24 protein-coding genes are annotated in these 26,265 nt (G+C 53.7%); 18 read left to right on the forward strand and 6 right to left on the reverse strand.

Annotated features, from left to right (window positions below):
• Positions 1-174 precede the first annotated feature (174 nt).
• From acnA to htpX, 5 genes are read left to right on the forward strand one after another with little or no spacing between them, the layout of a single operon-like run.
• The gene (gene acnA, locus PS2015_RS04900; RefSeq protein WP_058021173.1) at positions 175-2,829 is read left to right on the forward strand and encodes an aconitate hydratase AcnA; all 2,655 of its coding nucleotides are present in this window, start codon (positions 175-177) and stop codon (positions 2,827-2,829) included.
• Complete coding sequence (gene fumC / locus PS2015_RS04905; RefSeq protein ID WP_058021174.1) at positions 2,826-4,217, forward strand: class II fumarate hydratase; 1,392 nt, start codon at positions 2,826-2,828, stop codon at positions 4,215-4,217. Before acnA ends, fumC begins: the two co-directional genes overlap by 4 nt.
• Positions 4,218-4,231: 14 nt before the next feature.
• The gene (locus PS2015_RS04910; RefSeq protein ID WP_058021175.1) at positions 4,232-5,596 is read left to right on the forward strand and encodes an NAD-dependent succinate-semialdehyde dehydrogenase; all 1,365 of its coding nucleotides are present in this window, start codon (positions 4,232-4,234) and stop codon (positions 5,594-5,596) included.
• A gap of 13 nt (positions 5,597-5,609) precedes the next feature.
• A complete protein-coding gene (locus PS2015_RS04915; protein WP_058021176.1) occupies positions 5,610-6,947 on the forward strand; it encodes a flavohemoglobin expression-modulating QEGLA motif protein in 1,338 nt (445 codons plus the stop codon).
• Between the two features lie 12 nt (positions 6,948-6,959).
• On the forward strand, positions 6,960-7,841 hold the full coding sequence (gene htpX / locus PS2015_RS04920; RefSeq protein WP_058021177.1) for a protease HtpX: 882 nt from the start codon (positions 6,960-6,962) through the stop codon (positions 7,839-7,841).
• A 23-nt stretch (positions 7,842-7,864) separates the two neighbouring features.
• On the opposite strand, the gene PS2015_RS04925 is transcribed toward htpX, so the two are convergent.
• The 4 genes from PS2015_RS04925 to PS2015_RS04940 all read right to left on the reverse strand — a co-directional run bounded on the left by PS2015_RS04925 (position 7,865) and on the right by PS2015_RS04940 (position 11,901).
• Positions 7,865-8,635 carry a proteasome-type protease gene (locus PS2015_RS04925; RefSeq protein WP_058021178.1) on the reverse strand — a complete coding sequence of 257 codons (771 nt, stop codon included), beginning with the start codon at positions 8,633-8,635 and terminating at the stop codon, positions 7,865-7,867.
• A 36-nt stretch (positions 8,636-8,671) separates the two neighbouring features.
• Positions 8,672-8,950, reverse strand: coding sequence for a hypothetical protein (locus PS2015_RS04930; RefSeq protein ID WP_058021179.1), 279 nt, complete (start codon positions 8,948-8,950; stop codon positions 8,672-8,674).
• Positions 8,951-9,062: 112 nt separating this feature from the next.
• Complete coding sequence (locus tag PS2015_RS04935; protein ID WP_058021180.1) at positions 9,063-10,796, reverse strand: class I adenylate-forming enzyme family protein; 1,734 nt, start codon at positions 10,794-10,796, stop codon at positions 9,063-9,065.
• A 121-nt stretch (positions 10,797-10,917) separates the two neighbouring features.
• Positions 10,918-11,901 (reverse strand): NADPH:quinone oxidoreductase family protein, encoded by a 984-nt coding sequence (locus PS2015_RS04940; RefSeq protein WP_058021181.1) that lies wholly within the window; start codon positions 11,899-11,901, stop codon positions 10,918-10,920.
• A gap of 110 nt (positions 11,902-12,011) precedes the next feature.
• Here PS2015_RS04940 and PS2015_RS04945 point away from each other — a divergent pair, with 110 nt between their 5' ends.
• The 5 genes from PS2015_RS04945 to PS2015_RS04965 are packed head-to-tail and all read left to right on the forward strand — an operon-like array spanning position 12,012 to position 15,592.
• The gene (locus PS2015_RS04945; RefSeq protein WP_058021182.1) at positions 12,012-12,869 is read left to right on the forward strand and encodes a hypothetical protein; all 858 of its coding nucleotides are present in this window, start codon (positions 12,012-12,014) and stop codon (positions 12,867-12,869) included.
• A gap of 8 nt (positions 12,870-12,877) precedes the next feature.
• Entirely contained in the window at positions 12,878-13,396 is a 519-nt protein-coding gene (gene rimI / locus PS2015_RS04950; protein ID WP_058021183.1) for a ribosomal protein S18-alanine N-acetyltransferase, read from the forward strand.
• On the forward strand, positions 13,384-14,232 hold the full coding sequence (locus PS2015_RS04955; RefSeq protein WP_156412660.1) for a hypothetical protein: 849 nt from the start codon (positions 13,384-13,386) through the stop codon (positions 14,230-14,232). Before rimI ends, PS2015_RS04955 begins: the two co-directional genes overlap by 13 nt.
• Before the next feature lie 11 nt (positions 14,233-14,243).
• Positions 14,244-15,347 carry a histidinol-phosphate transaminase gene (gene hisC, locus PS2015_RS04960; protein ID WP_058021185.1) on the forward strand — a complete coding sequence of 368 codons (1,104 nt, stop codon included), beginning with the start codon at positions 14,244-14,246 and terminating at the stop codon, positions 15,345-15,347.
• Positions 15,348-15,349: 2 nt separating this feature from the next.
• Entirely contained in the window at positions 15,350-15,592 is a 243-nt protein-coding gene (locus PS2015_RS04965; protein WP_058021186.1) for a hypothetical protein, read from the forward strand.
• Between the two features lie 28 nt (positions 15,593-15,620).
• Here the strand turns inward: PS2015_RS04965 and PS2015_RS04970 are convergent, their stop codons facing one another.
• The gene (locus PS2015_RS04970; RefSeq protein ID WP_058021187.1) at positions 15,621-16,067 is read right to left on the reverse strand and encodes a hypothetical protein; all 447 of its coding nucleotides are present in this window, start codon (positions 16,065-16,067) and stop codon (positions 15,621-15,623) included.
• A 496-nt stretch (positions 16,068-16,563) separates the two neighbouring features.
• Here PS2015_RS04970 and PS2015_RS04975 point away from each other — a divergent pair, with 496 nt between their 5' ends.
• The 6 genes from PS2015_RS04975 (at position 16,564) to PS2015_RS05000 (ending at position 23,040) form a co-directional block, all read left to right on the forward strand.
• A complete protein-coding gene (locus PS2015_RS04975; RefSeq protein WP_156412661.1) occupies positions 16,564-17,208 on the forward strand; it encodes a hypothetical protein in 645 nt (214 codons plus the stop codon).
• A gap of 218 nt (positions 17,209-17,426) precedes the next feature.
• Positions 17,427-19,076, forward strand: a complete 1,650-nt coding sequence (locus PS2015_RS04980) for an ABC transporter substrate-binding protein (RefSeq protein WP_156412662.1) — start codon at positions 17,427-17,429, stop codon at positions 19,074-19,076.
• The gene (locus PS2015_RS04985) at positions 19,073-20,023 is read left to right on the forward strand and encodes an ABC transporter permease (protein WP_058021190.1); all 951 of its coding nucleotides are present in this window, start codon (positions 19,073-19,075) and stop codon (positions 20,021-20,023) included. Before PS2015_RS04980 ends, PS2015_RS04985 begins: the two co-directional genes overlap by 4 nt.
• Positions 20,013-20,957 carry an ABC transporter permease gene (locus PS2015_RS04990; RefSeq protein ID WP_058021191.1) on the forward strand — a complete coding sequence of 315 codons (945 nt, stop codon included), beginning with the start codon at positions 20,013-20,015 and terminating at the stop codon, positions 20,955-20,957. The genes PS2015_RS04985 and PS2015_RS04990 overlap by 11 nt, the downstream gene beginning before the upstream one ends.
• Positions 20,954-21,997 carry an ABC transporter ATP-binding protein gene (locus PS2015_RS04995; RefSeq protein WP_237113385.1) on the forward strand — a complete coding sequence of 348 codons (1,044 nt, stop codon included), beginning with the start codon at positions 20,954-20,956 and terminating at the stop codon, positions 21,995-21,997. The genes PS2015_RS04990 and PS2015_RS04995 overlap by 4 nt, the downstream gene beginning before the upstream one ends.
• Positions 21,994-23,040: an ABC transporter ATP-binding protein gene (locus PS2015_RS05000; protein ID WP_058021192.1), complete on the forward strand. Its 1,047-nt coding sequence runs from the start codon at positions 21,994-21,996 to the stop codon at positions 23,038-23,040. The genes PS2015_RS04995 and PS2015_RS05000 overlap by 4 nt, the downstream gene beginning before the upstream one ends.
• Here the strand turns inward: PS2015_RS05000 and PS2015_RS05005 are convergent.
• Entirely contained in the window at positions 22,985-23,473 is a 489-nt protein-coding gene (locus PS2015_RS05005) for a copper resistance CopC family protein (protein ID WP_058021193.1), read from the reverse strand. The genes PS2015_RS05000 and PS2015_RS05005 overlap by 56 nt on opposite strands.
• A gap of 201 nt (positions 23,474-23,674) precedes the next feature.
• Between PS2015_RS05005 and PS2015_RS05010 the strand changes: the two genes are divergently transcribed.
• Both PS2015_RS05010 and PS2015_RS05015 read left to right on the forward strand, forming a co-directional pair.
• On the forward strand, positions 23,675-25,213 hold the full coding sequence (locus PS2015_RS05010) for a c-type cytochrome (RefSeq protein ID WP_058021194.1): 1,539 nt from the start codon (positions 23,675-23,677) through the stop codon (positions 25,211-25,213).
• Entirely contained in the window at positions 25,213-26,187 is a 975-nt protein-coding gene (locus tag PS2015_RS05015; protein WP_058021195.1) for a hypothetical protein, read from the forward strand. The genes PS2015_RS05010 and PS2015_RS05015 overlap by 1 nt, the downstream gene beginning before the upstream one ends.
• Positions 26,188-26,265: the final 78 nt, after the last annotated feature.

Consider the following 26,265-nt stretch of genomic DNA (forward strand, 5'->3'; position numbering starts at 1 on the left):
TGGATATCTGGGCCGCGCGAGGCGAGTATTCAATGGCACAGCTTATCGCGAACGGCTGACTGATACCAGCCGCTAGCTGTCTGGCTGCGACAGAACGCCGGGGTAGACTGCTAAACCGGCTCTGTTATGATGCTACGTAACTTCACAATTCTTCGGATGAAGGAGATCAGCGCAATGACTGCACGTGAAACACTCCCCGATACCCGCCGTCAGTTGACCATTGGCAAGCAGACATTTGAATATTTCAGCCTTGCCGCACTGCAAGAAGCCGGGTTCGGGTCGACCGAGAGGCTGCCGGTAACCCTGAAGATTCTGTTAGAGAATTTGCTTCGCCATGTCGAAAAGGGTTTCGCGACGGCCAATGACATTAAAACACTGCTGCAGTGGGCTGAGACGCGGCAATCCGATCATGAAATTTCATTTATGCCAGCGCGGGTACTGATGCAGGATTTTACCGGCGTGCCGGCGGTTGTGGACCTGGCCGCCATGCGCGATGCGGTTGCCGCCCGCGGCGGTGACCCGGAGCGCGTCAATCCCTTGAATCCGGTAGACCTGGTGATTGATCACTCAGTCATGGTGGACAGGTTTGCATCTGACAGCGCTTACGAGGACAACGTCCGAATTGAGATGGAGCGCAATAATGAGCGTTACGAATTTCTGCGCTGGGGGCAGGAAGCCTTTGATAACTTCCGGGTGGTTCCGCCGGGCACTGGTATTTGTCATCAGGTCAATCTTGAATATCTTTCAAAGTGTGTCTGGTCGTCGGACAGTGAGGGTGTGCTCAGAGCTTATCCTGACACACTGGTGGGCACCGACAGTCACACCACCATGGTCAATGGTCTGGCCGTGCTTGGCTGGGGTGTGGGTGGTATCGAGGCGGAAGCAGCCATGCTTGGACAGCCTATCTCAATGCGCATCCCCGAAGTGGTCGGTGTTCGTTTGCAGGGGCGTTTGAAAGAAGGTGTGACGGCAACAGATCTGGTTCTGACCGTCGCACAGATGCTGCGTAAACACGGCGTGGTAGGTAAGTTTGTGGAGTTTTATGGCGAGGGTCTGGATGATCTGACTCTGGCTGATCGTGCCACTATCGCCAATATGTCCCCGGAATACGGGGCAACCTGCTGTTTTTTTGCGGTAGACGAGGAAACTCTGCGCTACCTGGAACTGAGCGGGCGTGATGCGACAACCATCGAACTGACCCGGGAGTACAGCAAGACGCAGGGGCTGTGGCGGCAGAGTGATTCGCAGGCCGTTTACAGCAGCGAAGTTGCCCTGGATCTTGGTTCAGTTGAGCCGAGCCTGGCCGGGCCGGGGCGTCCGCAGGACAGAGTGGCTCTCCCGGACATGGCAGAGGCGACACGACAGCAATACCCGGATCACAAGAAACATGTGGTTGCCATGGATCATGGGCACTGGACACTTGAAAACGGCGATGTTGTCATCGCCGCCATCACTTCCTGCACCAACACATCCAATCCGGCTGTCATGATGGCGGCCGGTCTGCTGGCTCGTAATGCCCTGGCCAAAGGCCTGGAAGTTAAACCGTGGGTGAAAACTTCACTGGCACCCGGATCAAAAGTGGTGACGCATTATCTGGAGAAAGCCGGCCTGCAGGCTGCGCTTGATCAGTTGGGTTTTAATCTGGTCGGATACGGCTGTACGACCTGTATCGGTAACTCCGGTCCGTTGCCCGATGAGATTGAGCACGCGATTGATAAGGGCAAACTGACAGTCTGCTCGGTATTGTCAGGCAACCGCAATTTCGAAGGCCGCATTCACCCTAAAGTCAGAGCCAACTGGCTGGCGTCTCCGCCGTTGGTTGTGGCATTTGCGCTGGCCGGCACCACAGAAATTGATATGACCCAAGATGCCATTGGCAAAGATCAGCAGGGCAACCCCGTGTTTCTGAAAGATATATGGCCGTCAACAGAGCAGATCAAAGCGGCAGTGGCTCTGGTCAGTCGAGAGATGTTTACCAAAGACTATGCTGATGTATTCAGTGGTAATGAAGCCTGGAATGCCATGCCGGTCGCTGAAGGTGCCACGTACACCTGGAATGACAATTCAACCTATATCCAGAATCCGCCTTTTTTTGCGCCGGATATGGCGCCGGTTGCCGGCGACATCAGCGGTGCACGCATACTTGCCCTGTTGGGCGATTCGGTGACCACTGATCATATTTCGCCAGCCGGTGCCATCGGTCGCTCAACGCCTGCCGGTCAGTATCTTGTTGATAAAGGGGTCGACCCGAAGGACTTCAACTCTTACGGATCACGTCGAGGCAACCATGAAGTCATGATGCGTGGCACATTTGCCAATGTGCGTATCCGCAATGAAATGCTTAATGATGTCGAAGGTGGCTACACGCGACTGATGCCGGATGGTGAGCAGATAAGTATTTATGATGCGGCAATGACTTATCATGAGAATGCGACACCGCTGGTCGTAATTGCCGGCAAGGAATACGGTACCGGTTCCAGTCGCGACTGGGCAGCCAAAGGCACCCGGCTATTAGGTATACAGGCAGTAATCGCCGAGAGTTTCGAGCGCATTCATCGCTCCAATCTGGCCGGCATGGGCGTGTTGCCGCTGCAGTTTCCTGAAGGGGTCACTCGTCACACGTTAGGGCTGGATGGAAGTGAAACCATAGATCTGCATGGGCTGGACAAGGTCACGGCCGGCATGACCGTTACCATGCAGGTGCATCATGCTGATGGCCAGGTGGAGACAGTGGATCTGCTGTGTCGTCTGGATACCGGTGACGAGGTCAGCTACTACCAGAGCGGCGGCATTATGCCCTTTGTTGTAGATAAGTTGCTGAAGGCATGAGTCAGCCGTTTCGCATAGAAAGAGACAGCCTTGGGCCTGTGGAGGTTGCCGCTGATTGTCTTTGGGGTGCGCAAACGCAGCGCTCCCTGATCAATTTTGCAATCGGCGAGCATCGCTTTCCGCGCCCCTTTATCAAGGCGTTTGCACAGGTCAAAAAAGCCGCTGCTCTGTCCAATCAAAAACTTGGCAAACTGTCGCCCGAAAACGCTGCGCTGATCGCTGCGGTGTGCGACGAAATCATTGCGGGGCGACACGCTGAGCAGTTTCCGCTCAGCGTCTGGCAGACTGGCAGCGGTACTCAGACCAACATGAATCTGAATGAAGTGATAGCCAATCGCGGTAATGAACTGGCAGGGAATGCCCGGGGCAGTTACCGACCCCTGCACCCCAATGATCATGTGAACATGTCGCAGTCATCGAATGATGTTTTTCCGACCGTAATGAATGTGGTTTGTGCTGCAATGCTGGAAGAGCTGTTGTTGTCACTGGATGATCTTCGTCAAACCCTGGCGGCCAAAATCGATGAGTTCAAGAATATCCTGAAAAGCGGGCGCACTCATATGATGGATGCCACGCCCATGACTCTGGGGCAGGAGTTTTCCGCCTATCTTGCACAACTGGACTTTGCCGGGCAGCAACTGATCAATGCCCGAGCTGGAGTAAGAGAGTTGGCTATCGGTGGCAGTGCCGTGGGCACTGGACTGAATACGCATCCGCAATGGGCAGAGACAGTCGTTGCACAAATCAGCGAACAAACCGGGCTGAGTTTCATGCCAGCCAGCAATAAATTTATGGCCCTGGCCGCGCATGATGGGCTGGTCAACCTGCATGGTCATCTCAATACGCTGGCAACAGCACTGTTCAAAATGGCCAATGATATCCGTTTAATGAACAGCGGTCCGCGCTGTGGCCTGGCGGAGGTCAGAATCCCGGCAAACGAACCAGGCAGCTCCATCATGCCCGGCAAAGTTAATCCCACACAGTCGGAAGCCCTGACCATGGTTTGCACGCGTGTCATGGGCAATCAGACCACAGTCAGTGTGGCCGGCAGTCAGGGACATTTTCAGCTTAACGTCTTCAAGCCGGTTATTATTCATTCGCTGATGGAGTCCCTGCAGTTATTGACGGGTGCCATGAGCAGTTTCGACAGCCGCTGTCTGCAGGGTCTTCAGGCCAATACCACTCAGCTTGAGCAATATGTTAAGCGATCGCTGATGCTGGTGACGGCCTTGAGTCCGTTGATTGGATATGAAAATGCGGCTCGTGCCGCCAAATATGCCGATGAACAATCCTGCAGTCTTAAAGAGGCTGTGTTGGCGCTGGAGCTGATGGAAGCTGCCGAGTATGATGCGCACATCAACCCGAGGGATATGATCAGCCCCGGCTGAGGAGTGAAACCGAGATGAGTGAAGTCAGCAGTATCAACCCTTATACCGGTAAAACTATAAAAACCTGGCCGGCCTTTGATTTAAAACTTCTGGATGCCACTTTACACAGTTGTGATCTAGCTCAGCAGCGCTGGCGGCAGACTTCGTTGTCCCAGCGTGCGGCCCTGTTGCATAAACTGGCGCAGGTGCTCAGCGAGCGTAGTGATGAATTGGCGAGCCTGGCTTGTCAGGAAATGGGCAAGACACGGCCAAGTGCAAAAGCCGAGGTCGAAAAATGTGCCTGGGTGTGTGAATACTATGCTGAGCATGGTGAGCAGATGCTGGCTGATCAGGCGGTTGACAGTGATGATGGCAATACCCGGCTGGTGTGTTTTCAGCCGCTGGGGCTGGTGCTGGCGATCATGCCATGGAATTTTCCCTTCTGGCAGGTATTCAGGTTTCTGGCGCCGGCGCTGATGGCCGGCAATGGTGCCATCCTGAAACATGCTTCAAATGTCCCTGGCTGTGCGCTGGCGATTGAGTCGGTCTGTCAGCAGGCGGGAGTGCCTGATGATCTGTTTCGTACATTACTGGTTTCGGGTAAGCAGGCCAATGTCTTGATCGAACACCCGTTGATCAAGGCAGTGACCTTTACTGGCAGCACTGATGCAGGGCGCAAAATTGCATCTGTTGCTGGTGGGCAACTTAAGAAGACCGTGCTGGAACTGGGCGGCAGCGACCCCTATCTGATTCTGGATGATGCCGATGTCGCGCTGGCCGCTGAAAAGTGTGTGACCAGTCGCCTGCTCAATAATGGGCAAAGCTGTATTGCCGCCAAGCGCTTTATTGTCCATGACAGCCTTTACGGTGAATTTGCAGCGGCCATGACGGCAGCCATGGCGAAAAAAGTGGTTGGCGATCCGATGCTGGAGGGCACTGACATCGGTCCGCAGGCGCGGCCCGATTTGTGTGATGAGCTGGCCGCGCAGGTTGAAGAAAGTATTCGCCTGGGGGCTGTGCTCGTTACCGGCGGTCGGCGCGAAGGCAGCACTTACTGGCCAACTGTACTGGGTGAAGTACGACCGGGTATGCCGGCTTTTGATCAAGAGCTGTTCGGACCGGTGGCGGCGTTGATTCGTGCCCGCAACGAGCAGGAAGCCATCGAGTTGGCCAACGCGTCAATGTTCGGATTGGGTGCGGCCGTATTCACACGTGATACGGAACGGGGGCACCGTGTGGCATTGGCTCTGGAGGCCGGCGCCTGCGCTGTTAACGACTTTGTAAAATCAGAGCCCGGAATGCCATTTGGTGGAGTCAAGGCGTCTGGCTACGGACGTGAACTGGCAGAGTTCGGTATCCGCGAATTTACCAATATCAAGTCCCTGCTTTTAAGCCCCTAGACGGAAAACACATATGGCAAAGGCCAATTATCAGGGGCAGGTAAAACACCTTTCTGATCGTTTGATTGAGCTCCAGAAACCCATCCGTATTCTTGATGCCATTAAATGGCCGGCTCGTTTTGAACGTGACTTTCTGGCAAGTGGCGGTACAAGTTTGCCGCCTGCTGATCTGAGGTATTATCAGGGTATTGATCTGGGTTTCGACCCCGATATCCTGCGTGACCGGTTTCTGAATCTGCGTGGCGAGGTGCGCCGCAAGCTGGGACGCAATGATGGTCTGGGAGGCATCCTGTGCAGCACCATCGATCAGTATCTGCTGGTCATTGAGTTGCTTCGTACCCGCGGCTCTGCAGACTTTGGTCGCTATAGCCAACAATTATACGGTTCGGCGCGCGATCACCTGCGCGGTGACCGAAAATCATTGCGACAGTTGGGTGAGAAACTGTGTGAGATTTTTTCTTTACCGGGTGCTGGTCACCTGACACGACCCTATGAGAAGAATATCCCAGCCACTGAGGCGGTCTCTATCCTCAGTCAGCGGCTCGGCCAATACTTTCAACCGGGTGACATTCGCGTCATTCTGAGCGATGGCATCGTTTCTGATGCGGCGGCGGGCGGTGACTATATCAAGATCAATCAGGATGTGGACTTCACCGAGTTTGATCTGCAGGTGCTGGAAGTGCATGAGGGCTGGGTGCATGTAGGCACCACCATCAATGGCAGACGGCAACCCTGGGCCAGCTGGCTGAGTGTCGGTTCACCACGGGTCACTGCCTGTCAGGAAGGTCTGGCTGTGTTGATGGAAACGCTGACTTTCAGCTCCTATCCGCGGCGCGCGCTGAAGGTCAGTGATCGGGTGGTAGCTGTTGATATGGCTGAGCAAGGTGCTGATTTTATAGAGGTTTATCGTTTTTTTTGTGAGCGTGGACTTCCGCCTGCGGATAGCTATAAAATCACGCAGCGCGTTTTTCGGGGAGGGACGTTGCGCGGTGGATCGGTGTTTACCAAGGATCTGTCCTATCTGCGTGGTTTTGTTGAAAATGTGAATTTCATTCGCAGCAGCATTCACTCGGGTGTGCCGGAAATCCTGCCCATGTTGTTTGTCGGCAAGGTGACCCTGGATGATATTCCGGTTTTGTACGAGCACTATCTTGAAGGAACGATCGAGGGACCCCATTATATCCCTGCGATGTTTCGCGATTTAAACGGTCTCTATGTCTGGTTTGGATTTGCCAGTGGAATTTCTGTCATCAATATGGCGCGTGTACAGAAACATTTCCACAAGCTGTTCAGTGATATACCGAAAGTAGCGCCTTTGTATGACAAGGTTATTGACTCCGCAGTTGATTGAGGGTTTTGCATTATGAAACGAATAGCGCTGTTTTTGTTGACGAACATTGCCATTGTGTTGGTGCTCAGCATCGTGCTGCGCCTGCTGGGGGTGGAAAGGATTCTGGATGAATCCGGCAGCGGACTGGATCTGAATGCTTTGTTGATTTTTTCTGCGGTGATCGGCTTTGGTGGTTCGTTTATGTCGCTGGCCATGTCCAAATGGGTAGCCAAACGCTCCACGGGGGCTCAGGTCATCAAACAGCCGCGTAATGCGACCGAGCAGTGGCTGTTGAAGACGGTGGCCGATCAGGCAAAACGGGCAGGCATTGCCATGCCGGAAGTCGCTATTTTTCCGTCACCCGAAGTTAATGCGTTTGCTACGGGGGCGACAAAGAACAGTTCTCTGGTCGCTGTCAGTGCCGGTTTGCTGAATACCATGACGCAGCAGGAAGCCGAGGCAGTGCTGGCGCATGAGATCAGTCATGTTGCCAATGGCGATATGGTGACACTAACGCTGATTCAAGGCGTGGTTAATACCTTTGTGATTTTCTTCTCTCGCGTGATTGGTCATTTTATCGACCGGGTGGTATTCAAGACAGAGCAGGGTCATGGCCCTGCCTTCTGGATAACCTCTATCATTGCGCAGCTGGTGCTTGGCATTTTGGCCTCGGTCATTGTGATGTGGTTCAGTCGGCAGCGCGAGTTCCGCGCTGATGCCGGTGGAGCATCGCTGGCGGGACGGCAGAACATGATTGCTGCGCTGGAGCGCCTCAAGGCAGGACAGCCTACGCATCTGCCGGATGAGCTGGTGGCCTTTGGTATCAATAACAAGGCGCGTGATGTTTATTCAAAGTTGTTTATGAGCCATCCACCGCTGGAAGAGCGGATCGCTGCTTTGCGTAACTCACGTTAATAGCTGCTGTCAGGGATTGCCGGTCAGTCGCGGTCGTCGTCATTGACGGCGGCCAGACGGGCCTGGCTGTCCCACTGACCTGCCCAGGCAAAGCGCGGCATCTGCCGAAAGGCTTCTTTCAGTCGCTGATCCCAGCTGCGTTTGACTTCGCGTAGAAACTCACTGTCCTCATCGAACCTGAGTGGCGCATCCAGGGTCAAGGTATCAGTCCGATACACCAGCACCTCGATAGGAGGGCCCACGCTCAGATTGCTGCGCATGGTCGAATCCATGGAGACCAAGGCGCACAGTGCACAGGTATCCAGTTCGAGATCGCGTGTCAGAATACGGTCAAGAATGGGTTTTCCGTACTTGCTTTCGCCGATCTGCAAATAGGGTGTGTCGTGTGAACTGGTGATGTGATTGCCTTCAGGATACACCATCATGATGCGATGTTTTTTACCGGCAATCTGCCCGCCGATAATAAAGCTGGCTTCAAAGCCGCTGCCGCGTGAAGCGTGTTTATCCTGCTCTTCACGGCTGATGCCGCCAAGATATTCTGCCGCCTCACTGACCGATTCTACAGTCAGCAGACTGGTAGCTGCGCGCTCCTTTATATCCCGTTTTATGCGGCTGATGGTGGCCTGAGTGGTGCCCAAGTTTCCCGCCGACATGATGACAAACTGGCGCTGTCCTTCAACACCAAAGCGGTACATTTTGCTGTAAGTGCTGACCTGGTCAATGCCGGCGTTGGTCCGTGAATCAGAACAGAATACCAAGCCGGCGTCGACCGCAATGGCAACGCAGTATGTCATAGGATGCCTTGGACGATGGAGCGCGCCAGGCGCGCCTCAGTCGTCGGAAATATCGTCTGTGTCGTAGTAATCGTCGACGCTGTTAATGTCGTCGCGGAAGAAGCGGTCGTCGTCCATGTCGTCAAACTGGAGATCGCCATACATGCGCTTCCAGTCCAGACGCTCTTCAGTGCGTCGTCGCAACTCGGTCAGCCGACGTCGTTGCATATGTTTATCCTGCGGCTCTTCGTCAAAATCAGCCTCAGAAACAAAACCACCAGCATCAAAGAAGTCTTTCGAACTATCGTTTAATTCGTCCCACGGATGACTCTTCATATGAATACTCTCTCAAAAACTCCGTCACCGGAATTGCAACGAGAACAAGGTGTTCAAGTTGCGAATTATCGTGATTAAAGCTAAATATGCAAGAGTCTGTGGAAAAAAAATTTTAAGCTAGATTTAGCGCCCTAATCGACTGTTCTTTCAGTATTTTTTTGGCAATTTTGCCGCTGGCGATGCGTTCCAGTTGCTCAGTTTGCAAAAAAATATGACTGGGAACTTTGTAATGGGCGATTTTATCGCGCAAAAAAACCTGCAAATCTGCTTCAGTCAGCGCTGTACCGGGCCTGATCATGACTGAAGCGCCAACGATTTCGCCAAGTCGCTCATCCGGCAGACCGTATACAGCCGCTTCAAATACATCCGGGTGTTCTGACAGCGCATATTCAACTTCTGCGCAGGCCACATTTTCGCCGCCGCGAATCACAATATCCTTGGCGCGATCTTTAATGACCAGAAAGCCATGCTCGTCCAGCAGGCCGATATCGCCCGTATGGAACCAACCGTCATTGATGACTTTGGCGGTGTCTTCGGGGCGGTTCCAATAAGCTTTCATGATAGTCGCGCCCTTGATGCAGATTTCGCCAATCTGTCCGTTTTCCAGAACATTGCCCTGCTCATCTTCAATGCGAATTTCTGTTACAGGTTGGGTGGGGCGGCCGGTGCTTTCCGGTTTGGCCAGATAAAAGGCGCCGGTAATGGTGGCTCCAATGGCGTTAGTTTCGGTCAGGCCGTAGCCAAGTCCGGGCTGAATAACAGGGTCGAATTTTTTGGCCATCATCGCCAGGTGACCAGGCGGTCGTGCCGCTCCACCGCTCTGAACGATGCGCAGGCTGCGCAGATCCGTTTTGTCGAACATCGGTGAGTTCATGACTTCCCATGTCATGGTCGGGACGCCATGCAAAACAGACAGCCGCTCCTTCTCTATCAGTTCCAGTGCTTTTTCAGCATTCCATTTGTACATCATGACGAATTTTCGCAACATGATGAAGCTGACCAGGAATTGGGCGTGGCATCCGGTCACGTGGAAAAGAGGGACGTTTGACAGAATGGCCGGGTCGAACTCTGGATTATCCTCGACCAGTTCCGGCCTTAACGTGTCATTCGCGGCTTTGCCAAAGATCCAGCTATACAGGGCGTTAACAATGTTCAGGTGCGTAGAGAGAACGCCTTTGGGGTGGCCGGTAGATCCGGAGGTGTACATGATGGAAGCATTGTCATCTGCTGATACCTTGATCGCATCCAGATCCTGCTGTGGCAGATTTTTAGCCTCGTTGAGCAGCTGATGAAACTCTGGAAAGCGGTCATCGCCAGCGGCTGGCTTAATGGCAATTATCTGTACGTCAACCTGATCCATGACCGGTGCAAGCTGCTCAATGCGCTCCTGGTCAGCAAACAGGACGCGGGTGCCACTGTCCTGAATGCCGTATACCAACTCACTGCTCTGCCACCAGGAATTCATTGGCACAACTACAGCTCCGATCATTGTGACCGCCATATAGGCAAGGCACCACTCAGGATAGTTTCTTGAGCAAATGCCTACGCGATCGCCTTTCCAGATCTGGTAGCGGCTCAGCAAAACCTGCGCCATGGATTCAGCCGTCTTCAGGGTTTCGGCAAAGGTATATCGCTCGTCCTCATAAACCAGAAAGTCCTTGTCGGCAGCCTGCAGACCCAGCTTGTAGACACCTCTCAGATTCTCGGGAACATTGGCAAACACATTGATTTCGACGCCATTAACGATGGCTTTTTTGGTTGCAAGTGGCGAGCCCGGCGCTTTCAGTTGAATAACAATATCTCTGAGGGCGATCAGGTCCTCGGTAATCTGTTCGGCAGTTAGCATAGCGTTATGGTGTCTTTGATATGGTGAAATGCGAACCGATCGTCCGCTCGAAATGGCAGCATTATACGTCCGGACGACGCGGAATCAAGATTTCTGAGTCGCCCGGTGTGTCCAGCAGATATTATTCAGAACGGATCTCAAAGGTCACTTTGCCCATTACGCGGCGCTCACGGAACACATTAAAAGCATTAACGTAATCGTCGAAAGCAAATGATTCAGTGACGATGGGTTTGATTTTTCCGGACTTGTACATATCAAGCAGCTCCCGGAAGTTCTGCTCATAGGCTTCAGGTTCCTCTTTGCGGAAGCGTCCCAGGAATACGCCCACCATCGAGCTGCCTTTGAGCAGGGCCAGGTTGGCCGGATATGAAGGAATACGACCACTGGTAAAACCAACCACCAGCAGGCGGCCATTCCAGTTAATGCAGCGGGTAGCCTGATCAAACAGATCGCCGCCAACCGGATCGTAAATGACATCCGCACCTTTGCCATCGGTTAGAGCCTTCACTTTCTCTTTCAGCTCACCATCACCATAATTCAGCAGTTCGTCCGGACCGGCCTGTTTCACAAAGGCCAGCTTCTCGTCGCTGCTGGCCGCCGCGATAACGCGCGCACCCATGATCTTGCCCAGTTCCACGGCCGCCATGCCCACGCCTCCGCTGGCACCCAGCACCAGCAGGGTTTCACCGGGCTGGATATTGGCGCGTTGTTTGAGTGCATGATAGGAGGTCGTATAGACCATGGCGAAACCCGCCGCAGTTTTAAAGTCCATGTTGTCTGGAATTTTTCGCAGACCTGCCGCAGCACACTTAACCTGCTCGGCCATACCACCTATCGAGGGCGTTGCCATGACCCGGTCGCCCACCTTGAAACCTTCCAGACCCGGGCCGACTTTGCTGATGATTCCGCCCACTTCAGAACCCGGCGAAAAAGGCATGGGTGGCTGGAACTGATATTTGCCCTGAATCTGCAAGGTATCAGGAAAGTTCAGTGAAGCCGCGTACACATCTACCACAGCTTCGCCTGCATCAGGTTCCAGGTTGCTGACTTCTTCGATGACCAGATTCTCGGGTGGTCCGTAAGATTTGCATAACAGGGCTTTCATGACTTCCTCGCAGCTTAAAAAGTGAACTTTGAGCGTGATTCAATCATGTTTACCCGAGTCAGACAATATTGCTTTGGTATTGACAGGGTGGCCTGCCCTATAATGGGCGCATGCAAAAACCAGTTAATCAGAGTTCGCCAGAAACGTCAGCACATCGCGAGCAGTGTCGCCGTCAGCTGCTGGCTGAAATGGGTATTCACTGTCTGTTCGCGCGTCGCCGCTTGCCTGGCGCTGGACCATCTCACCCGCAGATTTTTTTGCCACTGCAGGCGTCTGATGAGATTGGTGTGAAAGCACGCCCAGTCAGTGCGGATTTGTCGAGCGCCGGACCAGTGGTCAAAGCAGAAGCTCTGTCGATGACCCGCCAGATTCTTCAGGAGACAGAAGAAGCGGTCAGCGAAGCGCCACAACCGGTCAAGCCACCTGCCGTTGGACATACAGATCGGGCAGACAATGATGCTGATGTTGCTGAAAGCCATCAGTCAGACAGCCAGGAGCAGGAGGCATTTGCATTCAGTTGGTTCACGCTGGATTATCGGCTGGCGGTGCTGGTTATGTTGCCTGCAGGGCAGCCACGCCTGTCGGGCAGTAGTCGTGATATGTTACAAAAGATTTTGGCAGCTCTCAGTCAGGATTACCGGACTCTGCGGCTAAATGAGCACAATTTTCACTGGCCGTTGCCGGATGATCTGGGTTTGCCAGCGGATCGAGATGCCGCCCGCCACACGGTGCGGGGCTTTATCGCCCGTCGAATGCGAGAACAGACGGTGGCAAATGTGCTGGTATTGAGTGAGCAGCCACCCTTTTTTCTTGGTGGTCAGGAGGAGAGCCAGGTTGCCGGTCTGTATACCGATGAACAATTTGGTTTTAGCGTGCTTTGCACGCATGCCTTGCACAGTATGCAAGAACAGCCGGCACTGAAACGGACCGCCTGGAAAGCCATGCAGATACTTATTCCACGGTTATAGCAGCATTGATGTTTCAGAATAAACCGGACACCAGCCAGCTTGTTTGTCGCCGGATGAGACCCAGCGATCTTGATCAGGTTGTGCACAATGAAGAGATTTCCTACGCCAATCCCTGGAGCAAGCGCATTTTCCTGGATTGTCTGAGGGCTGGTTACGAATGCTGGGTATTGGCTACCCGGGATCAGGTGCTGGCACACGGCGTGCTGAGCGCTGCGTTGGGTGAAAGTCATCTGCTGACCTTGTGTGTACATCCATCGGCACGGCGCCAAGCGTTTGGGCGGAGAATGTTGATGCATCTGTTGGCAGAGGCAAGTCGGCTGGGCGCTGATTCCTGTTTCCTGGAGGTTCGTCCCTCCAACCAGGCGGCGCGCAGCTTGTACTACTCGGCTGGCTTTGTACAGGTAGGTGAGCGACGGCACTATTATCCTTCAGAGAAGGGCAGTACAGATCGTGAAAACGCATTGATCCTGTCCTGCCGACTGGATCAGGTGACCAGACATACAGGAGAAGGTGGTTGCGAATCATGACGTATCAGCTCAGTGGTGCTCTGCTTGCAGGATTCTTGATGCTCGCAGGCATGCCGCATTTGCAGGCTCAGAACCAAAGCTCATCTGACCGTTTGCCGATGCTTGACGAAGAGCGGGCCGAGTGGGTCGCGGAGCGTATTTTTCAGAATGAGTGTGCACAGCAGGTGTCCTGCCTGACCAGCTGGAATGCCGGTGAAGATTTTCCGTCCCTGGGTATTGGCCATTTTATATGGTATCGACAGGCACAGCAGGAGCCATTTGTGGAGAGCTTCCCCGGATTGCTGGCTTTTTACGTGGCGCAGGGAGTGGACTTGCCGGGCTGGCTGGCCGGTTTGCCGGAATGGGATTCTCCCTGGCCCGACCGGGCGGCATTTATGGCTGATTATGATGGTGAGCGACTTCAGGGACTACGGGAATTTTTGTATCAGACCCGTGCGGTGCAGGCGCAGTATATTATCCGGCGGATGGCGCAGAGTCTGCCAGGTTTGATGGCGGCCAGTGATCGTCCGCAGCAGATCGAGAATCTGTTCTACCAGATTGCCGGTGCGGATCTGCCTTATGGCATGTATGCGCTCATTGATTATGTGAACTTCAAAGGCGAAGGGACTTCAATAGACGAGCGCTATCAGGGCGAAGGATGGGGTCTGTTGCAGGTGCTTGAGTTTATGCTTGATCATCCCCCCAGAGTGCCATCTCAACCAGAACTGCTGGAGCGTTTTGCTGCGGCGGCCCGTGCCGTGCTGGCGCGGCGTATAGACAACGCCCCGCCCGAACGAGGTGAGGAGCGCTGGCGCGACGGCTGGAATAATCGCACATATACCTACATCCCCGATTAATCGAGACCAAAATGAGTTACGAACGCAAAAATATTCGCGATATGCAAGGTTACAGCTGGGGTGAACAACCCAGTCGCGAGCAGGTGATAAAGCTGAATACCAACGAAAACCCTTATCCGGCCGGCCCCTCTGTCAGCAAGGCCCTGGCGGCATTGACGGTGGATGAGCTGCGACGTTACCCACAGCCGTTTGCGGATTCGTTTCGTGACGTTGCCGCCAGAGCGCATGGTGTCAGCAGCGATAACATAATCGCCACCAACGGTGGAGACGAACTGCTGCGATTGGCCATTACCACCTTTGTCGAACCCGGGCATACTCTGGGCATGGCTGAGCCGAGTTACTCACTCTATCCGGTGCTGGCGGCTATTCAGGGCTGCCATGTGGCGCGTGTTGAACTGCGCGATGACTGGTCATTGCCAGATGATTTTGCAGAACAATTGAATACTGCCGGGGCGCAGCTGGCATTTGTGGTCAATCCTCATGCGCCGACCGGCCAGCTATTGCCGGTTGAGCGTTTGCGATCACTGGCCGCCGCATTCAATGGTGTGCTGGTCATTGATGAAGCTTATGTGGATTTTATCGATCCGGAGCAGGCTTACGATGCGGTTCCATTGATCCGGGAGTTCGACAACGTGCTGCTGTTAAGGACAATGAGCAAGGGCTATTCATTAGCGGGGCTGCGTTTCGCCTACGGTATCGGGTCGGCATCATTACTGGCACCTATGTTGTACAAGACTCGTGACAGCTATAACACAGACCTGTTGTCTCAGCGTTTGGCGACCGCAGCGCTGGCGGCTCGGGAGGAGGCGGCAGAAACCTGGTTAAAGGTGCGGCGAGAGCGGAGCCGACTGACAGAGCAACTTTCTGCTTTGGGATTTGCGGTAATCCCGAGTCAGAGCAATTTTCTGCTGGTCACAGTGCCTTCCACTGAAAATCCTGAAAATCAGGCCCGGGAGTTCTACCTTGAATTGAAAGAGCAGGGCATACTCGTACGTTATTTTGATCAACCCAGATTGCGCGACAAATTGCGAATCACTGTTGGTACGCCCGAGCAGAATGATGCATTAATACAACAGCTAAGACAGGCAATTGAAACGTCTGCAGGACGGAATTGAGTATGGCCAGGCGTCGACTATTGTCAGTGAAGACCCGGGCGACGCTGGGCGGAGTCGCTATCGCAGTGGGATCACTTTATGCGTTGACCGTGTCCTATGATATTCCGCAGGCGGAGTTGCTGCGTTTTTTGGCCGGTAGCCTGATGCTATTGGTCGGAGCCGCCCTGGGGGGCATTCTCCTGATAGTTGTTATCAAGTTGAGTCTTGCCTTGGTGCGGCGTCTTATTCAACGGTTCATCTCGTGACTGACGGACGTGATCCTGGTGGCCAGGTTCAGGCAGCCATAATGGATGAAAGTACCTGGTAGTTGGCGATCTTCCACTCACCCTGATCGAAAATCATGCTGATTCGAACTTCCGCATTGCCTCGCTCAAAGTTCGCCTGCATCGTGTAATGAATAGTCATGCCGGTTACGGACTGCCACCATCGAAGTTCGTCCTGGACAAAGGTAATGTCTCTCAGCTCTGATAGATCTCCCAGTCTGCGCAGGGCGTCAAACAGATTGATCAAGGCTTCGTTTGAGTTTTGAAGGTAAAAGTCCGGATGAGTCCTGGCTATTACCGGTGCTGGATCCCATTGCCGCAGTGAGGTGCTGGTGACGTCCACGACCAGTGTGTCGGCAACAGTTTTCTGTTGCTGATGGCGGAGTGAATTGAACAGTGCAAACCCAGCTGTCGCGAGCATGCAAATCAGAAGAAAAATGCCAAGCCAGCGAGCCATGATTTAATCCGTCAGATTAAGAAGCAGAACGCTGATTATAGGACAAATAAAATTCCAATAAAAATCATATAGAAATCAGTCGAAACTGCAGCTTTCCGTAAAAAGTTGCTTTTTTATGCACATCGTTGTCAAAGCTGTCAACAGAATGTGTCAAATAATGGCAAAGCCATTTTTATGCTATAAAAAACACATAAAACATTGATATTTATAGATATGTTTGTTGGTTAAAAAATAACCAATCTGTCTTGAGCTGCCATATTTCAGGCGTTTAAGGCCGTTCTTTTCGAGTTATCAACTGACTTATCCACAGATTCTGTGGACAACCGTCTTCCGGAATATCAGACTATTTTCAGTCTCGTACTCATGCTGGCTTGAATTGTTACGGTTGTGCCCACATACAGTTACCATAAGAAGCATCAGAGCTGTCTTTTTTCTGGTGCTGAATTAAGACAAATGCTATTGTAAGTCCACATGATTCTCGCAGGTCTTTCTCATCATGGTAGAACTCTCCAGCAATATCCCTTTTCTTTGGCGCCTCAGTCCGGAATCCAGCGATGGATTTTGCATGGTGTCCATGGTGGTTCCGTTTGAGCCCGAGGATGAGCAACAGGAACGCCGCGATCTGACCATTGAGACCAGCGTGGTCAGTTTCTCCGCTGACAGCATGCGGGCAGAGACCGAAGAAACCCTGGAGTGGAACCAGGACGATATGAATCTCTTCCTCAAGCTGGTTACCAGTCAACAGCAGGGCGAGCATGCGCCGGTCGCCGAATCTGTCAGGGTTGATCTGACCGATCCGGAGATTATAGAAATCATTCATGTTGTGGCCGCCGCCGGATTCGGCACAGCTTATTCGTCTCACGGCATTCTGCAAAATTCTGTGGGACGCTACCCACCGCATGCCTGTGACATTGGCAGTTTCGCGGCACTCAACACGGTTGATGGATTTAAACGTTGTGTGGTGGTCGACATAGATGGTGAAGATGCTATCTGCGTGCTGCTGGAGGAAGTTGATGTGGTTTCAGTCGGTGAGTATGACCGGCTGAGCAGGCACGATCTGTTAATGGTCAAACAGACTGATCTGCTTCACCCTGATTTCGCCAGCCAGCTGATCCGCCCGCCAGGTGCAACACTGCACTGATCGTCAGCTAACTCGTTTCGTCGCTTAGCGCTTGTCTCGATCACAGATTTACTGATAACGTCTGGCACTGGATTCCTGCAGTTTAATAACTCTGCCAAGGGGGACGGGTGACGGACTTAACAGGCTTGACCGGCAAAAGGCCAGCCTTCAGGCATTTGCAGACATGGAGCTTGTCGCGATATTTCGTTTTGCTCTGTCTGACTTCCATCACTTTATTATTGTCTGCCTGCTCCCCCGGGGGCGGTGGATATGTTGACAACGCGCCACCAGCAGATCCTGGTCAACCTGTCTATGGCGGCCATCTGCGTGTTGCGCTGGAAGGCGAAACCAATAACTGGCTGCCCGGGCGAGGTAATCATGTGGCACCTGCCGCTTTGACGGTGGCCATGGCTTTGTTCGATCCGCTTGTCCGACTGGATCATGAAGGTCGTTTTCAGCCCTATCTGGCAGAATCCGTTACCCCCAATGAAAACTTTGATGTCTGGACTGTCAGGCTGCGGCCAGGTGTGCAGTTTCACGACGGAACTGCGCTGGATGCGGAAGCCCTGAAGTGGAACTTCGACAATCTGCACAAACGGCAAGGGTCTGTTACTTTCGGGTCGATTCGTGATATCGATCGCATGGAGATTGTTGACGACCTGACCGTTAATTATTTCCTGACGCGCAGCGTGGTGCCGTTTCCCGATATGCTCACGCGGGCTGTCGGCTGGCCGGTATCACCCACGGCCGTGCAGCGTTACGGCGAAGAAGCCGGGCTGTATCCGGTTGGCACAGGCCCCTTTCAACTGGTTGAGTGGCGCCGCGATGACCGGCTGGAACTGCGGCGTAATGATAATTACTGGCGTGAGGGTTTGCCTTATCTGGATGCCATCACCTTCAGGCCGCTGCCAGATGAAGATGCCCGCGTAGCCAGTCTGATTTCCGGCGACATGGATGTTGTGCAGACACTTCGCCAGCATATTGTTGATCGCTTGCGACGTATGTCCGGCATCTATCTCTACGAGCAATTGGGCAACAGCAGCGGCAGTGCCATCTTTAACGCCCACCGCCCGCCGGTGGATGATTACAGGGTCAGACAGGCGCTGGCCTGGGCGGTAGATCCGGAAGCGCTTGTGGAAGTGTTGGGTGGCCGGGGGATTTCCCCGGTGCAGACGCAGTACTTTAATGAAGACAGCGTCTGGTACTCGCCAAGGGTTGCGGCGGCCTGGCCGCAAAAGGATCAGCAACGTGCCAGGGAGCTGGTCAGTGAGTACATTAATGATCCGCAGCGCTCAGATGGGCTGGCAGTAGGCGAGCCAATTGCTCTGGAGCTTATGTGCCTGCCGGAGCAGAGTCTGGTGGACCTGGCGCAGATGTATCAGGCGCTCTGGAATGCGGTAGGATTTGATGTGCGACTGCGGCAGGTTGAGCAGGCAACACAGATTCAGAGCGTGATCAGCGGCGACTATATGACCACCTGCTGGCGAACCAGTAACGAGCAGGATCCCTATATTATTCTGAACAACGATTTTGGCCCGCCGGATGTTCAGCCGCTGAACTACACCAATTTTACGCACCCTTTGATCGATGAAAAGTTGACTGTGCTGCGCACGGAGCCGGATTTCGACAAGCGCAAGGCTGCCGTTGAAGAGGTCATGATGTTGCTCACCGAGCAGGTACCCAATACCTGGACCGGATCCACGCCTTCGGCCGTCGCCACCCAGCCCCGTGTACGAAATATCAAGGACTGGACTTTTCCGGACGGTCGTCTTGGCGACGGCATGCCAGTGGCTCAGGTAAGCTGGGCGCAGGTGTGGATGCTCGATGAAGAGAGCTGGCTGGCGGAACAGGCGGCTGTCAGTGCCGCAGCAGAGGAGGCTGGTGAGTGAGCGGATTGCTGCTGCGTAAGTTGCCATGGTTGGCAGGGACTTTGCTGGCAGTCTCATTCTTTACTTTTTTGCTGGTCAGCCTGCTGCCCGGTGATCCGGCAGTCATGATTCTGGGTGCCGGGGGCGTGTCGCCAGAAGCAGTAGCGGCTTTAAGGGCTGAAATGGGGCTGGATCGGCCACTTCTGGTGCGGTACTTCGATTGGCTGGGCAGCGCCCTGAGCGGTGACCTGGGCCGATCTCCCATGACCGGTCAGGCGGTGACCGATGCCATTCTCAGCCGCTTGCCGGTGACGATTCAGTTGGGCGTGATGGCAATTATTATCGCCTTGCTGCTCGCCGTCCCATTGGCCATGATGTCCGCCTATTTTGCAGGCAGCCGCTTTGACCGGGCGATCAGTGGCCTGGGTTTTGCCCTGATGTCCATTCCCAGTTTCATGATGGCAATTTTTCTGATTCTTATTTTTGCCGTATCCCTGAATATTTTTCCCGCCACTGGCTGGATACCGTTTTCGGTTTCGCCTGCCGGAAATCTGCGAAGCGCCATGTTACCCGCGCTGTCCCTGGCCATGATAGAGCTGGCGCTTTATATGCGTCTGCTGCGCACTGATCTGATTACAACACTGCAACAGGATTACATCACACTGGCGCGGTCCAAGGGTTTGCCGAACTGGTTGATCATGTTCCGTCATGCTTTACGACCATCGTCGTTTTCTCTGATGACGGTGGTAGGTTTGCAGCTAGGTGGTGTGATCAGCGGTGCGATTATCATCGAAGAGATATTCGCGTTGCCCGGCGTTGGCCGTTTGCTTTATCAATCAATCCTGCAGCGTGATCTGCTGATGGTGCAGGGTATCGTGTTATTCATTGCGACGGCTTACGTCGTGGTGAATTTCCTGGTTGATCTGGGTTATTCATTGCTTGATCCGAGGGTGAGACATGCCGGTTGATCGTTCCAGGAGCCCCCGCGTACCGGCTGAGCCTCTGTCACCACGGCGATCGTCCGGAGGGTCTGCAGCGCGCACCAGTCGGGCGCTGAGCTTCTCGGTGGCGGTCAGACAGGTGTTTGGCAGTGGCTTCGGTGCCGGGTTCTGGCTGGCAGCAGCATGGCTGTTAATTGTCTTGTGCTGTGCGATTTTTGCTGATTTCCTGCCCGTCCGTGACCCATTGGATCCTGTTATTGCCAATCGTTTGAATCCCCCTCTCACCACTAATTGGCTGGGTGCAGATGGCCTTGGCAGGGATATGCTGGCCAGGCTGGTGCATGGTGCCCGAGTGTCTGTTGTCATATCTCTGACGGCCGTCAGTATCGGCATGGTTATCGGAGGCACGCTGGGAATTCTGGCGGGTTTTTTCCGGGGGCATTTTGAGCGGGCATTGATGGCTGTGCTGGATGTCATTCTGGCGTTTCCCTGGCTGGTATTGTTGCTCGCGCTGGTGGCGTTTATCGGGCAGAGTCTGACCGCGATCTCTGTGGCAATTGGTTTATTGTGGATACCGGCTTACGCGCGGGTCGCGCGGGCCAATACCCTGTCCGTGGTTCAGCGTGAGTATGTGCTGGCGGCGCGGGCAATGGGTGCCAGCACGCTGCGCATTCTGTGGCGCGAAGTGCTGCCCAATGTGATCCTGCCGGTGCTCGCCTATGGCCTGGTGGCCATGGGCTTGGTGATCATTGTGGAAAGTGCGCTGGCGTTTCTGGGCTTGAGTGTGGAAGCGCCGCAACCGACCTGGGGCGGGATGATCTCAGAGGGTAAACGCCACCTGGCCACGGCAGTGCATGTGGCTCTGGTGCCCTCGATAACCATGTTTCTGACGGTTCTGTCATTGAACTATGTCGGTGACCGCTTGCGCAGCCGCTTTGAAGTCAGGGAGTCGAATCTGTGAGTTTACAGATTGAGAATGCGGATGTTTCGCTATTGCAGGTCAAAGATCTGAGTGTTCGCCTGCGCGGAGAAACTGGCACGGTACACGCCGTGTCGGATGTATCATTTTCACTGCAGCGCGGACAAACGCTGGGCGTTGTGGGTGAGTCAGGTTCCGGCAAAAGTGTTATGGCCAGGGCATTGATGGGACTGTTGCCACGCCGGGCGACCCGCGAAAAAAATGGCCAGATTCTATTGGCAACAGATGCTGGCAATACTGACATACTGACCTTGTCTGAGCGGACCCTGCGGGAAATGCGAGGACGTGATATGGCCATGGTATTTCAGGACCCGATGACCGCTTTGAATCCAGTGCTGACCCTGGGCGTTCAGATTACTGAGCCCTTGCGTCAGCATTTGCGAATGAATCGGGCAAAGGCGACAGAACGAGCCGTTGAACTGCTGTCTTTGGTGGGATTACCTGACCCGACCAGCCGGATCAATCAGTATCCACATCAATTGTCGGGAGGAATGCGGCAGCGTGTGGTAATTGCAATTGCGCTGGCCTGTAATCCGCGTTTGCTGATCGCCGATGAGCCGACCACGGCCCTGGATGTCACAGTACAGCGACAGATTCTGGATCTGCTGACAGGTCTGCAGCAGCAGCGGCAAATGGGCATGATTCTGATAAGCCACGATCTGGGAGTGGTGGCCAATCGCGCTGATAACATTGCGGTCATGTATGCAGGGCGAATTGTTGAGTATGCGCCGGTGCAAACATTGTTCAGTGCTATGCAACATCCCTACACCCAGGCCCTGCTGAAATCTGTTCCGCGCTTGAGTGATCCGCCGCATACCCGTCTGCAGGCGATTTCCGGGCGCCCGCCACAATTGATCAATCCCTCACCTGGTTGTGCTTTTGCACCCCGTTGTCCTTATGCTCGTCAGCGTTGTCATCGGGAGACGCCCCCGGTGACATCGGCGGCTGATAATCATCGCTTTGCCTGTTTCTATCCGGTATCTGAGCAGACAGGAATGCAGTCAAATGAGGTGTGGGTATGAGTTGCAGTAAGCTGCCTCAGTTGCGTGACCGTGAAGACATAGTTCTGCGTGTGGAAAATCTGCTGGTTACTTTTGAGGTCGGTGACAAGCAGATACAGGCGGTATCAGAGGTCAGCTTTGATGTGGCACGCGGAGAAACCCTGGGTTTGGTCGGAGAGTCTGGCTGTGGAAAGTCGACAGTCGGTCGGGCGATCATGCAGCTACCACCCCCTGTCGGTGGTCGTGTCCTGTTTGATGACCAGGATCTCACTGAGCTTAAGGGTGAGCAATTACGCCAGACCCGTACTGGTTTGCAGATGATCTTTCAGGATCCCATTTCTTCGCTGAATCCCAGGCGCAAGGTCAAAGAAATCATTGCTGAAGGGCTGCAAATCTGGAAACACGCTGATCAGGCGGCGCGCGTTGATGAGGTAATGGAGGCTGTTGGACTTGATCCTGAAACGGCGGGTGACCGCAGGCCGCACCAGTTCTCCGGTGGTCAGTGTCAGCGCATCTGTATTGCCCGCTCGCTGGCGCTGGATCCGCAGGTGCTCATCTGCGACGAGCCTGTGTCAGCATTGGATGTGAGTGTGCAGGCGCAGATATTGAATTTGTTGGAGGATATGAAGCAGCGCTACCAATTGACCATGATTTTTGTGGCGCATAATCTGGCGGTGGTCAAAAACATCAGCGACCGGGTGGCCGTGATGTATCTGGGTAAACTGTGCGAGATTGGCGAAACCAATGCAGTATACAGCCGACCATCTCATCCTTACACGCGGGCGTTACTGGCGTCCATCCCCGAGATTGACAGTCGTCATGACAATGCCGGTGGCAGCATTCCTCTATTACAGGGAGAGTTGCCTTCACCAGCCAGTCCACCATCGGGATGTCGCTTCCGGACGCGTTGTCCCAAAGCATCTGCCATCTGCGCTGAGCAGGAACCGCTGATGAGGGCAGTAAACGCAGGCGCAAAGGATTCAGATCACTTTGTGGCCTGTCATTTTCCTATTGAACCGGACGAAAACTTGACGGATCCACCAAGCGATAGTCCGGAACCATGATATGTTCGAAGTCTTCCTCGGTCACCAGGCTTGACGGTACTTTGGCGTCGGGGCCGGCCGAAAACAGAAACTGCCCCTGCATCAGCTTTCGCTCCGGATCCACAACTCCCCAGTCCACGATATAGTAGTCGGAAGGTGGCAGCGTCGGCAGTGGCCAGATATACACCCGATTGGCTACCGGGTTGTAGCGGAAATCGATATTGACCAATTTTTCATCCGCAGTTTTGACCGTTAATTTGACCAGTGTGACAAAATTGCTGAATCTGAGTATCAGGTTTTCCGGGAGTGCAGGCAGCACCTCATCATGGTCAGGAATATGCTCTATTTCCACATCGCCGGTATAGCGATAGGTGTGCGAATAGTGTTGCGCATGCGCCATGGAACTGACAGTAAATATTATCAGTGCGCCAGAAATTGCGGTAAAAAGTTTCAAACGTGTCGCCTTATGTTGTCAGTTTTATTGTAAAAAACGATATCCGATTTATATCACGACGTCTGGTGAATTTTTGACAAATTGCATTGGATTTTTGAAATCCGTCAGTTATTGTTATGAATCAGCAAGACGCTTGTGTGTTTTCATGCTCCAATAGCTCCGTCAATATTAACAACAACAAATAGGAGGTGTCCTGTGAGGATGCTGAATTTCCCCCGCAAGGCCGTGCCTTTTGGCGACTATGCGTTACGCGCGTTAGCTGTCATCGGACTGGCCCTCCCGCTAAGTGCCCATGCCCAGTCAGGCAATTCAGAGGTCACTTTCCATAAAGATATCGAGCCCATTCTGCAGCGCAGTTGCCAGAATTGTCACCGTCCTGAAGGCGTGGCACCGATGTCTCTGGTGACCTACGACGAAGTGGTGCCATGGGCGGGACTTATTGAGTACAGAACACATCTGCGTGATCGCGCCGGTGCGATGCCTCCGTGGTATGCAGAAAAGGATGTAGGGATTCAGAGCTACAAGCAGGATCCTTCGCTGACTGATGAAGAGCTTGAAAAGGTGGCTTCATGGGCGCGAGGCGGTGTGCCAAAGGGCAATATAGCTGATGCCCCGGAGCCGCTGGATTTCGGCAGCGGTGCCGTGTGGACTGCCGGTGAGCCGGATCTGATCATTCGTACCGAAGATATCTTTGTGGCGGGTGGAGCTCCTGACTGGTGGGGTGATATCCCGTCAGTGCCGACGGGATTGACTGAAGACCGTTATGTGAAATCGGTCGAGATTCGGGAAATTAATGATGTGGATACCAGTGCCGCTGGTGGCACGGTCGGTGCACGTAACATCGTTCACCACATGATCTGGAGCACGCAGGTCTTTAATGAAGACGGCACATCTGATGGTCAACAGGTATCCTGGCCGGTGCACGAAATTGCCCGTAACCCGGATATTTTTGATGAGGACTCAGGTCGCTTGCTGCGCGCGAATTCCTATCTGGTGTCCAACTCCGTGCATTTGCACTCAACGGGCGTCGATACGACAGGTCATCTGGAGATTGGTTTTCGCTTCCATCCCAGAGGCTATGAGCCAAAGTACCCACCAGCATTCATCGGTCTGGGCAACGGAGTAGACATCTCTATTACCGGCAATAAGGATCAGCAGGAGTTGCATGCTTATGCCGTGCTGCATCAGCCGACCAAGATAGTGACGTTTGAGCCGCACCTGCATGCTCCCGGTGAGCGTATGTGTCTGGAGGCAATCTGGGGGTATACCGTCGAGACTTTGTCCTGTGTGGGGTACGACCACAACTGGGTACGCGGATATACCTTTGAAAATGACTCCGCGCCATTATTGCCCGAAGGCACAGTGCTGCACATTGTTGGTTACATGAACAATACCGACTCCAACCCGAACGTGCCTGATGCGCGTAACTGGCAGGGTTCCGGCAACCGCTCAGTGACCAACATGTTTATTGATCTGGGCATGCGGGTGGCGCTGACAGAAGATCAGTTCTACGAGGAAATGACTAATCGCCGTCAAAAGTTGGGTCTGGGACCAAATGATCATCAGATCGGCTGTCCATTGTGTCTGGCTCCGCTGGTCGCGCCTGTCGAACTGACTGACGAAGAAAAAGAAACGATGTCTGAGGCCATGATCAACTACCTGACGCTTACAGAAGAAGAAAAACAACGTAGTGGTCTGACCGGATCAAACATTATGGTCAGCCAGTCGGAGGCAAACTGATGTTGTTACTTGCAGTAAAACGACGTGTGGCAGCGCTGACTGCCATTATCCTGAGTATTGGTCTGCTGGGGGCATCATTGCCCCTGCAGGCTCAGACCTACCATCGTGGCCAGCACATTGAGCCGGCCTATGAAGGCTGGGAGCAAAACCCGGACGGTTCTTACAATTTTATTTTCGGTTACCATAATGAAAACTGGGAAGAGAAGCTGGATATACCAATTGGGGAAAACAATCGCTTTTCCCCGGGTGAAGCGGACCGTGGCCAGCCTACGCATTTTTTACCGCGGCGTAACCGGTTTACGTTCAAGGTGCAGGTACCGGCAGACTGGGGTGACAAAGAGCTGGCATGGACAGTGACGGCTAATGGCGTGACAAGGACAGCCTATGCAACTCTGGCGAAGGACTATGTTATCGACAATGTGGTTATCGCCTCAGAAACTGGTTCTTTGGGGGCTGGTACCAGTACTCCCGAGTCGCGGGCCAACACGCCTCCCACCATCACCGTGTTAGGAGATACGGTTCGCACAGTCCGGGTCGGAGAACCTTTGGTGTTGCGTGCGCAGGTTGAGGACGATGGCCTGCCACGCCCAGGCCCGGCGGGTCAGGGCGGGTTTACGCGATTGGATAACCGCACGGCGACCAGTGAAATTCGTCGCTTCATGCGAGCACCCTCGCGTATTACTGTCGGTAAAACCAATGGACTGTTTTTATCCTGGAATGTTTACCGGGGTGCGGAAGGCAGTGGAGATGGCAATGCCAAATTCTACCCTCCGCAGGTTAAACCCTGGGAAGATACCCGCGCCAGTGCCAATTCGCCGTGGGGAGCTTACTGGGTCCCGCCTGCCATTCCTGAGGACGGTATCTATGAAGTCCAGGTCAGCTTCGACAAACCCGGTCAGTATATACTCTGGGCCCGAGCTGATGACGGCGGTCTGTTCCATGACCAATATGTCACAGTAAATGTTAATCCATAATACAAACCACAACGTATGAAATGATGTTGTGGTGGTCACCTGAGGGACCCGACGGGCCTTCAGGTGGTCTTTAACCCC

The organism is Pseudohongiella spirulinae, assembly GCF_001444425.1.
GTDB classification, from domain to species: Bacteria; Pseudomonadota; Gammaproteobacteria; order Pseudomonadales; family Pseudohongiellaceae; genus Pseudohongiella; species Pseudohongiella spirulinae.

What these genes read in the sequence shown, in the direction of transcription:
- PS2015_RS04925 (WP_058021178.1), bottom strand. Translation starts at nt 8,635, where the DNA reads ATGACATACTGCGTTGCCATTGCGGTCGACGCCGGCTTGGTATTCTGT.
- PS2015_RS04935 (WP_058021180.1), bottom strand. Translation starts at nt 10,796, where the DNA reads ATGCTAACTGCCGAACAGATTACCGAGGACCTGATCGCCCTCAGAGAT.
- acnA (WP_058021173.1), top strand. Translation starts at nt 175, where the DNA reads ATGACTGCACGTGAAACACTCCCCGATACCCGCCGTCAGTTGACCATT.
- rimI (WP_058021183.1), top strand. Translation starts at nt 12,878, where the DNA reads ATGTTTCAGAATAAACCGGACACCAGCCAGCTTGTTTGTCGCCGGATG.
- PS2015_RS05000 (WP_058021192.1), top strand. Translation starts at nt 21,994, where the DNA reads ATGAGTTGCAGTAAGCTGCCTCAGTTGCGTGACCGTGAAGACATAGTT.
- PS2015_RS04930 (WP_058021179.1), bottom strand. Translation starts at nt 8,950, where the DNA reads ATGAAGAGTCATCCGTGGGACGAATTAAACGATAGTTCGAAAGACTTC.
- PS2015_RS04945 (WP_058021182.1), top strand. Translation starts at nt 12,012, where the DNA reads ATGCAAAAACCAGTTAATCAGAGTTCGCCAGAAACGTCAGCACATCGC.
- fumC (WP_058021174.1), top strand. Translation starts at nt 2,826, where the DNA reads ATGAGTCAGCCGTTTCGCATAGAAAGAGACAGCCTTGGGCCTGTGGAG.
- PS2015_RS04915 (WP_058021176.1), top strand. Translation starts at nt 5,610, where the DNA reads ATGGCAAAGGCCAATTATCAGGGGCAGGTAAAACACCTTTCTGATCGT.
- PS2015_RS04990 (WP_058021191.1), top strand. Translation starts at nt 20,013, where the DNA reads ATGCCGGTTGATCGTTCCAGGAGCCCCCGCGTACCGGCTGAGCCTCTG.
- PS2015_RS04940 (WP_058021181.1), bottom strand. Translation starts at nt 11,901, where the DNA reads ATGAAAGCCCTGTTATGCAAATCTTACGGACCACCCGAGAATCTGGTC.
- htpX (WP_058021177.1), top strand. Translation starts at nt 6,960, where the DNA reads ATGAAACGAATAGCGCTGTTTTTGTTGACGAACATTGCCATTGTGTTG.
- PS2015_RS04970 (WP_058021187.1), bottom strand. Translation starts at nt 16,067, where the DNA reads ATGGCTCGCTGGCTTGGCATTTTTCTTCTGATTTGCATGCTCGCGACA.
- PS2015_RS04910 (WP_058021175.1), top strand. Translation starts at nt 4,232, where the DNA reads ATGAGTGAAGTCAGCAGTATCAACCCTTATACCGGTAAAACTATAAAA.
- hisC (WP_058021185.1), top strand. Translation starts at nt 14,244, where the DNA reads ATGAGTTACGAACGCAAAAATATTCGCGATATGCAAGGTTACAGCTGG.
- PS2015_RS05010 (WP_058021194.1), top strand. Translation starts at nt 23,675, where the DNA reads ATGCTGAATTTCCCCCGCAAGGCCGTGCCTTTTGGCGACTATGCGTTA.
- PS2015_RS05015 (WP_058021195.1), top strand. Translation starts at nt 25,213, where the DNA reads ATGTTGTTACTTGCAGTAAAACGACGTGTGGCAGCGCTGACTGCCATT.
- PS2015_RS04975 (WP_156412661.1), top strand. Translation starts at nt 16,564, where the DNA reads ATGGTAGAACTCTCCAGCAATATCCCTTTTCTTTGGCGCCTCAGTCCG.
- PS2015_RS04965 (WP_058021186.1), top strand. Translation starts at nt 15,350, where the DNA reads ATGGCCAGGCGTCGACTATTGTCAGTGAAGACCCGGGCGACGCTGGGC.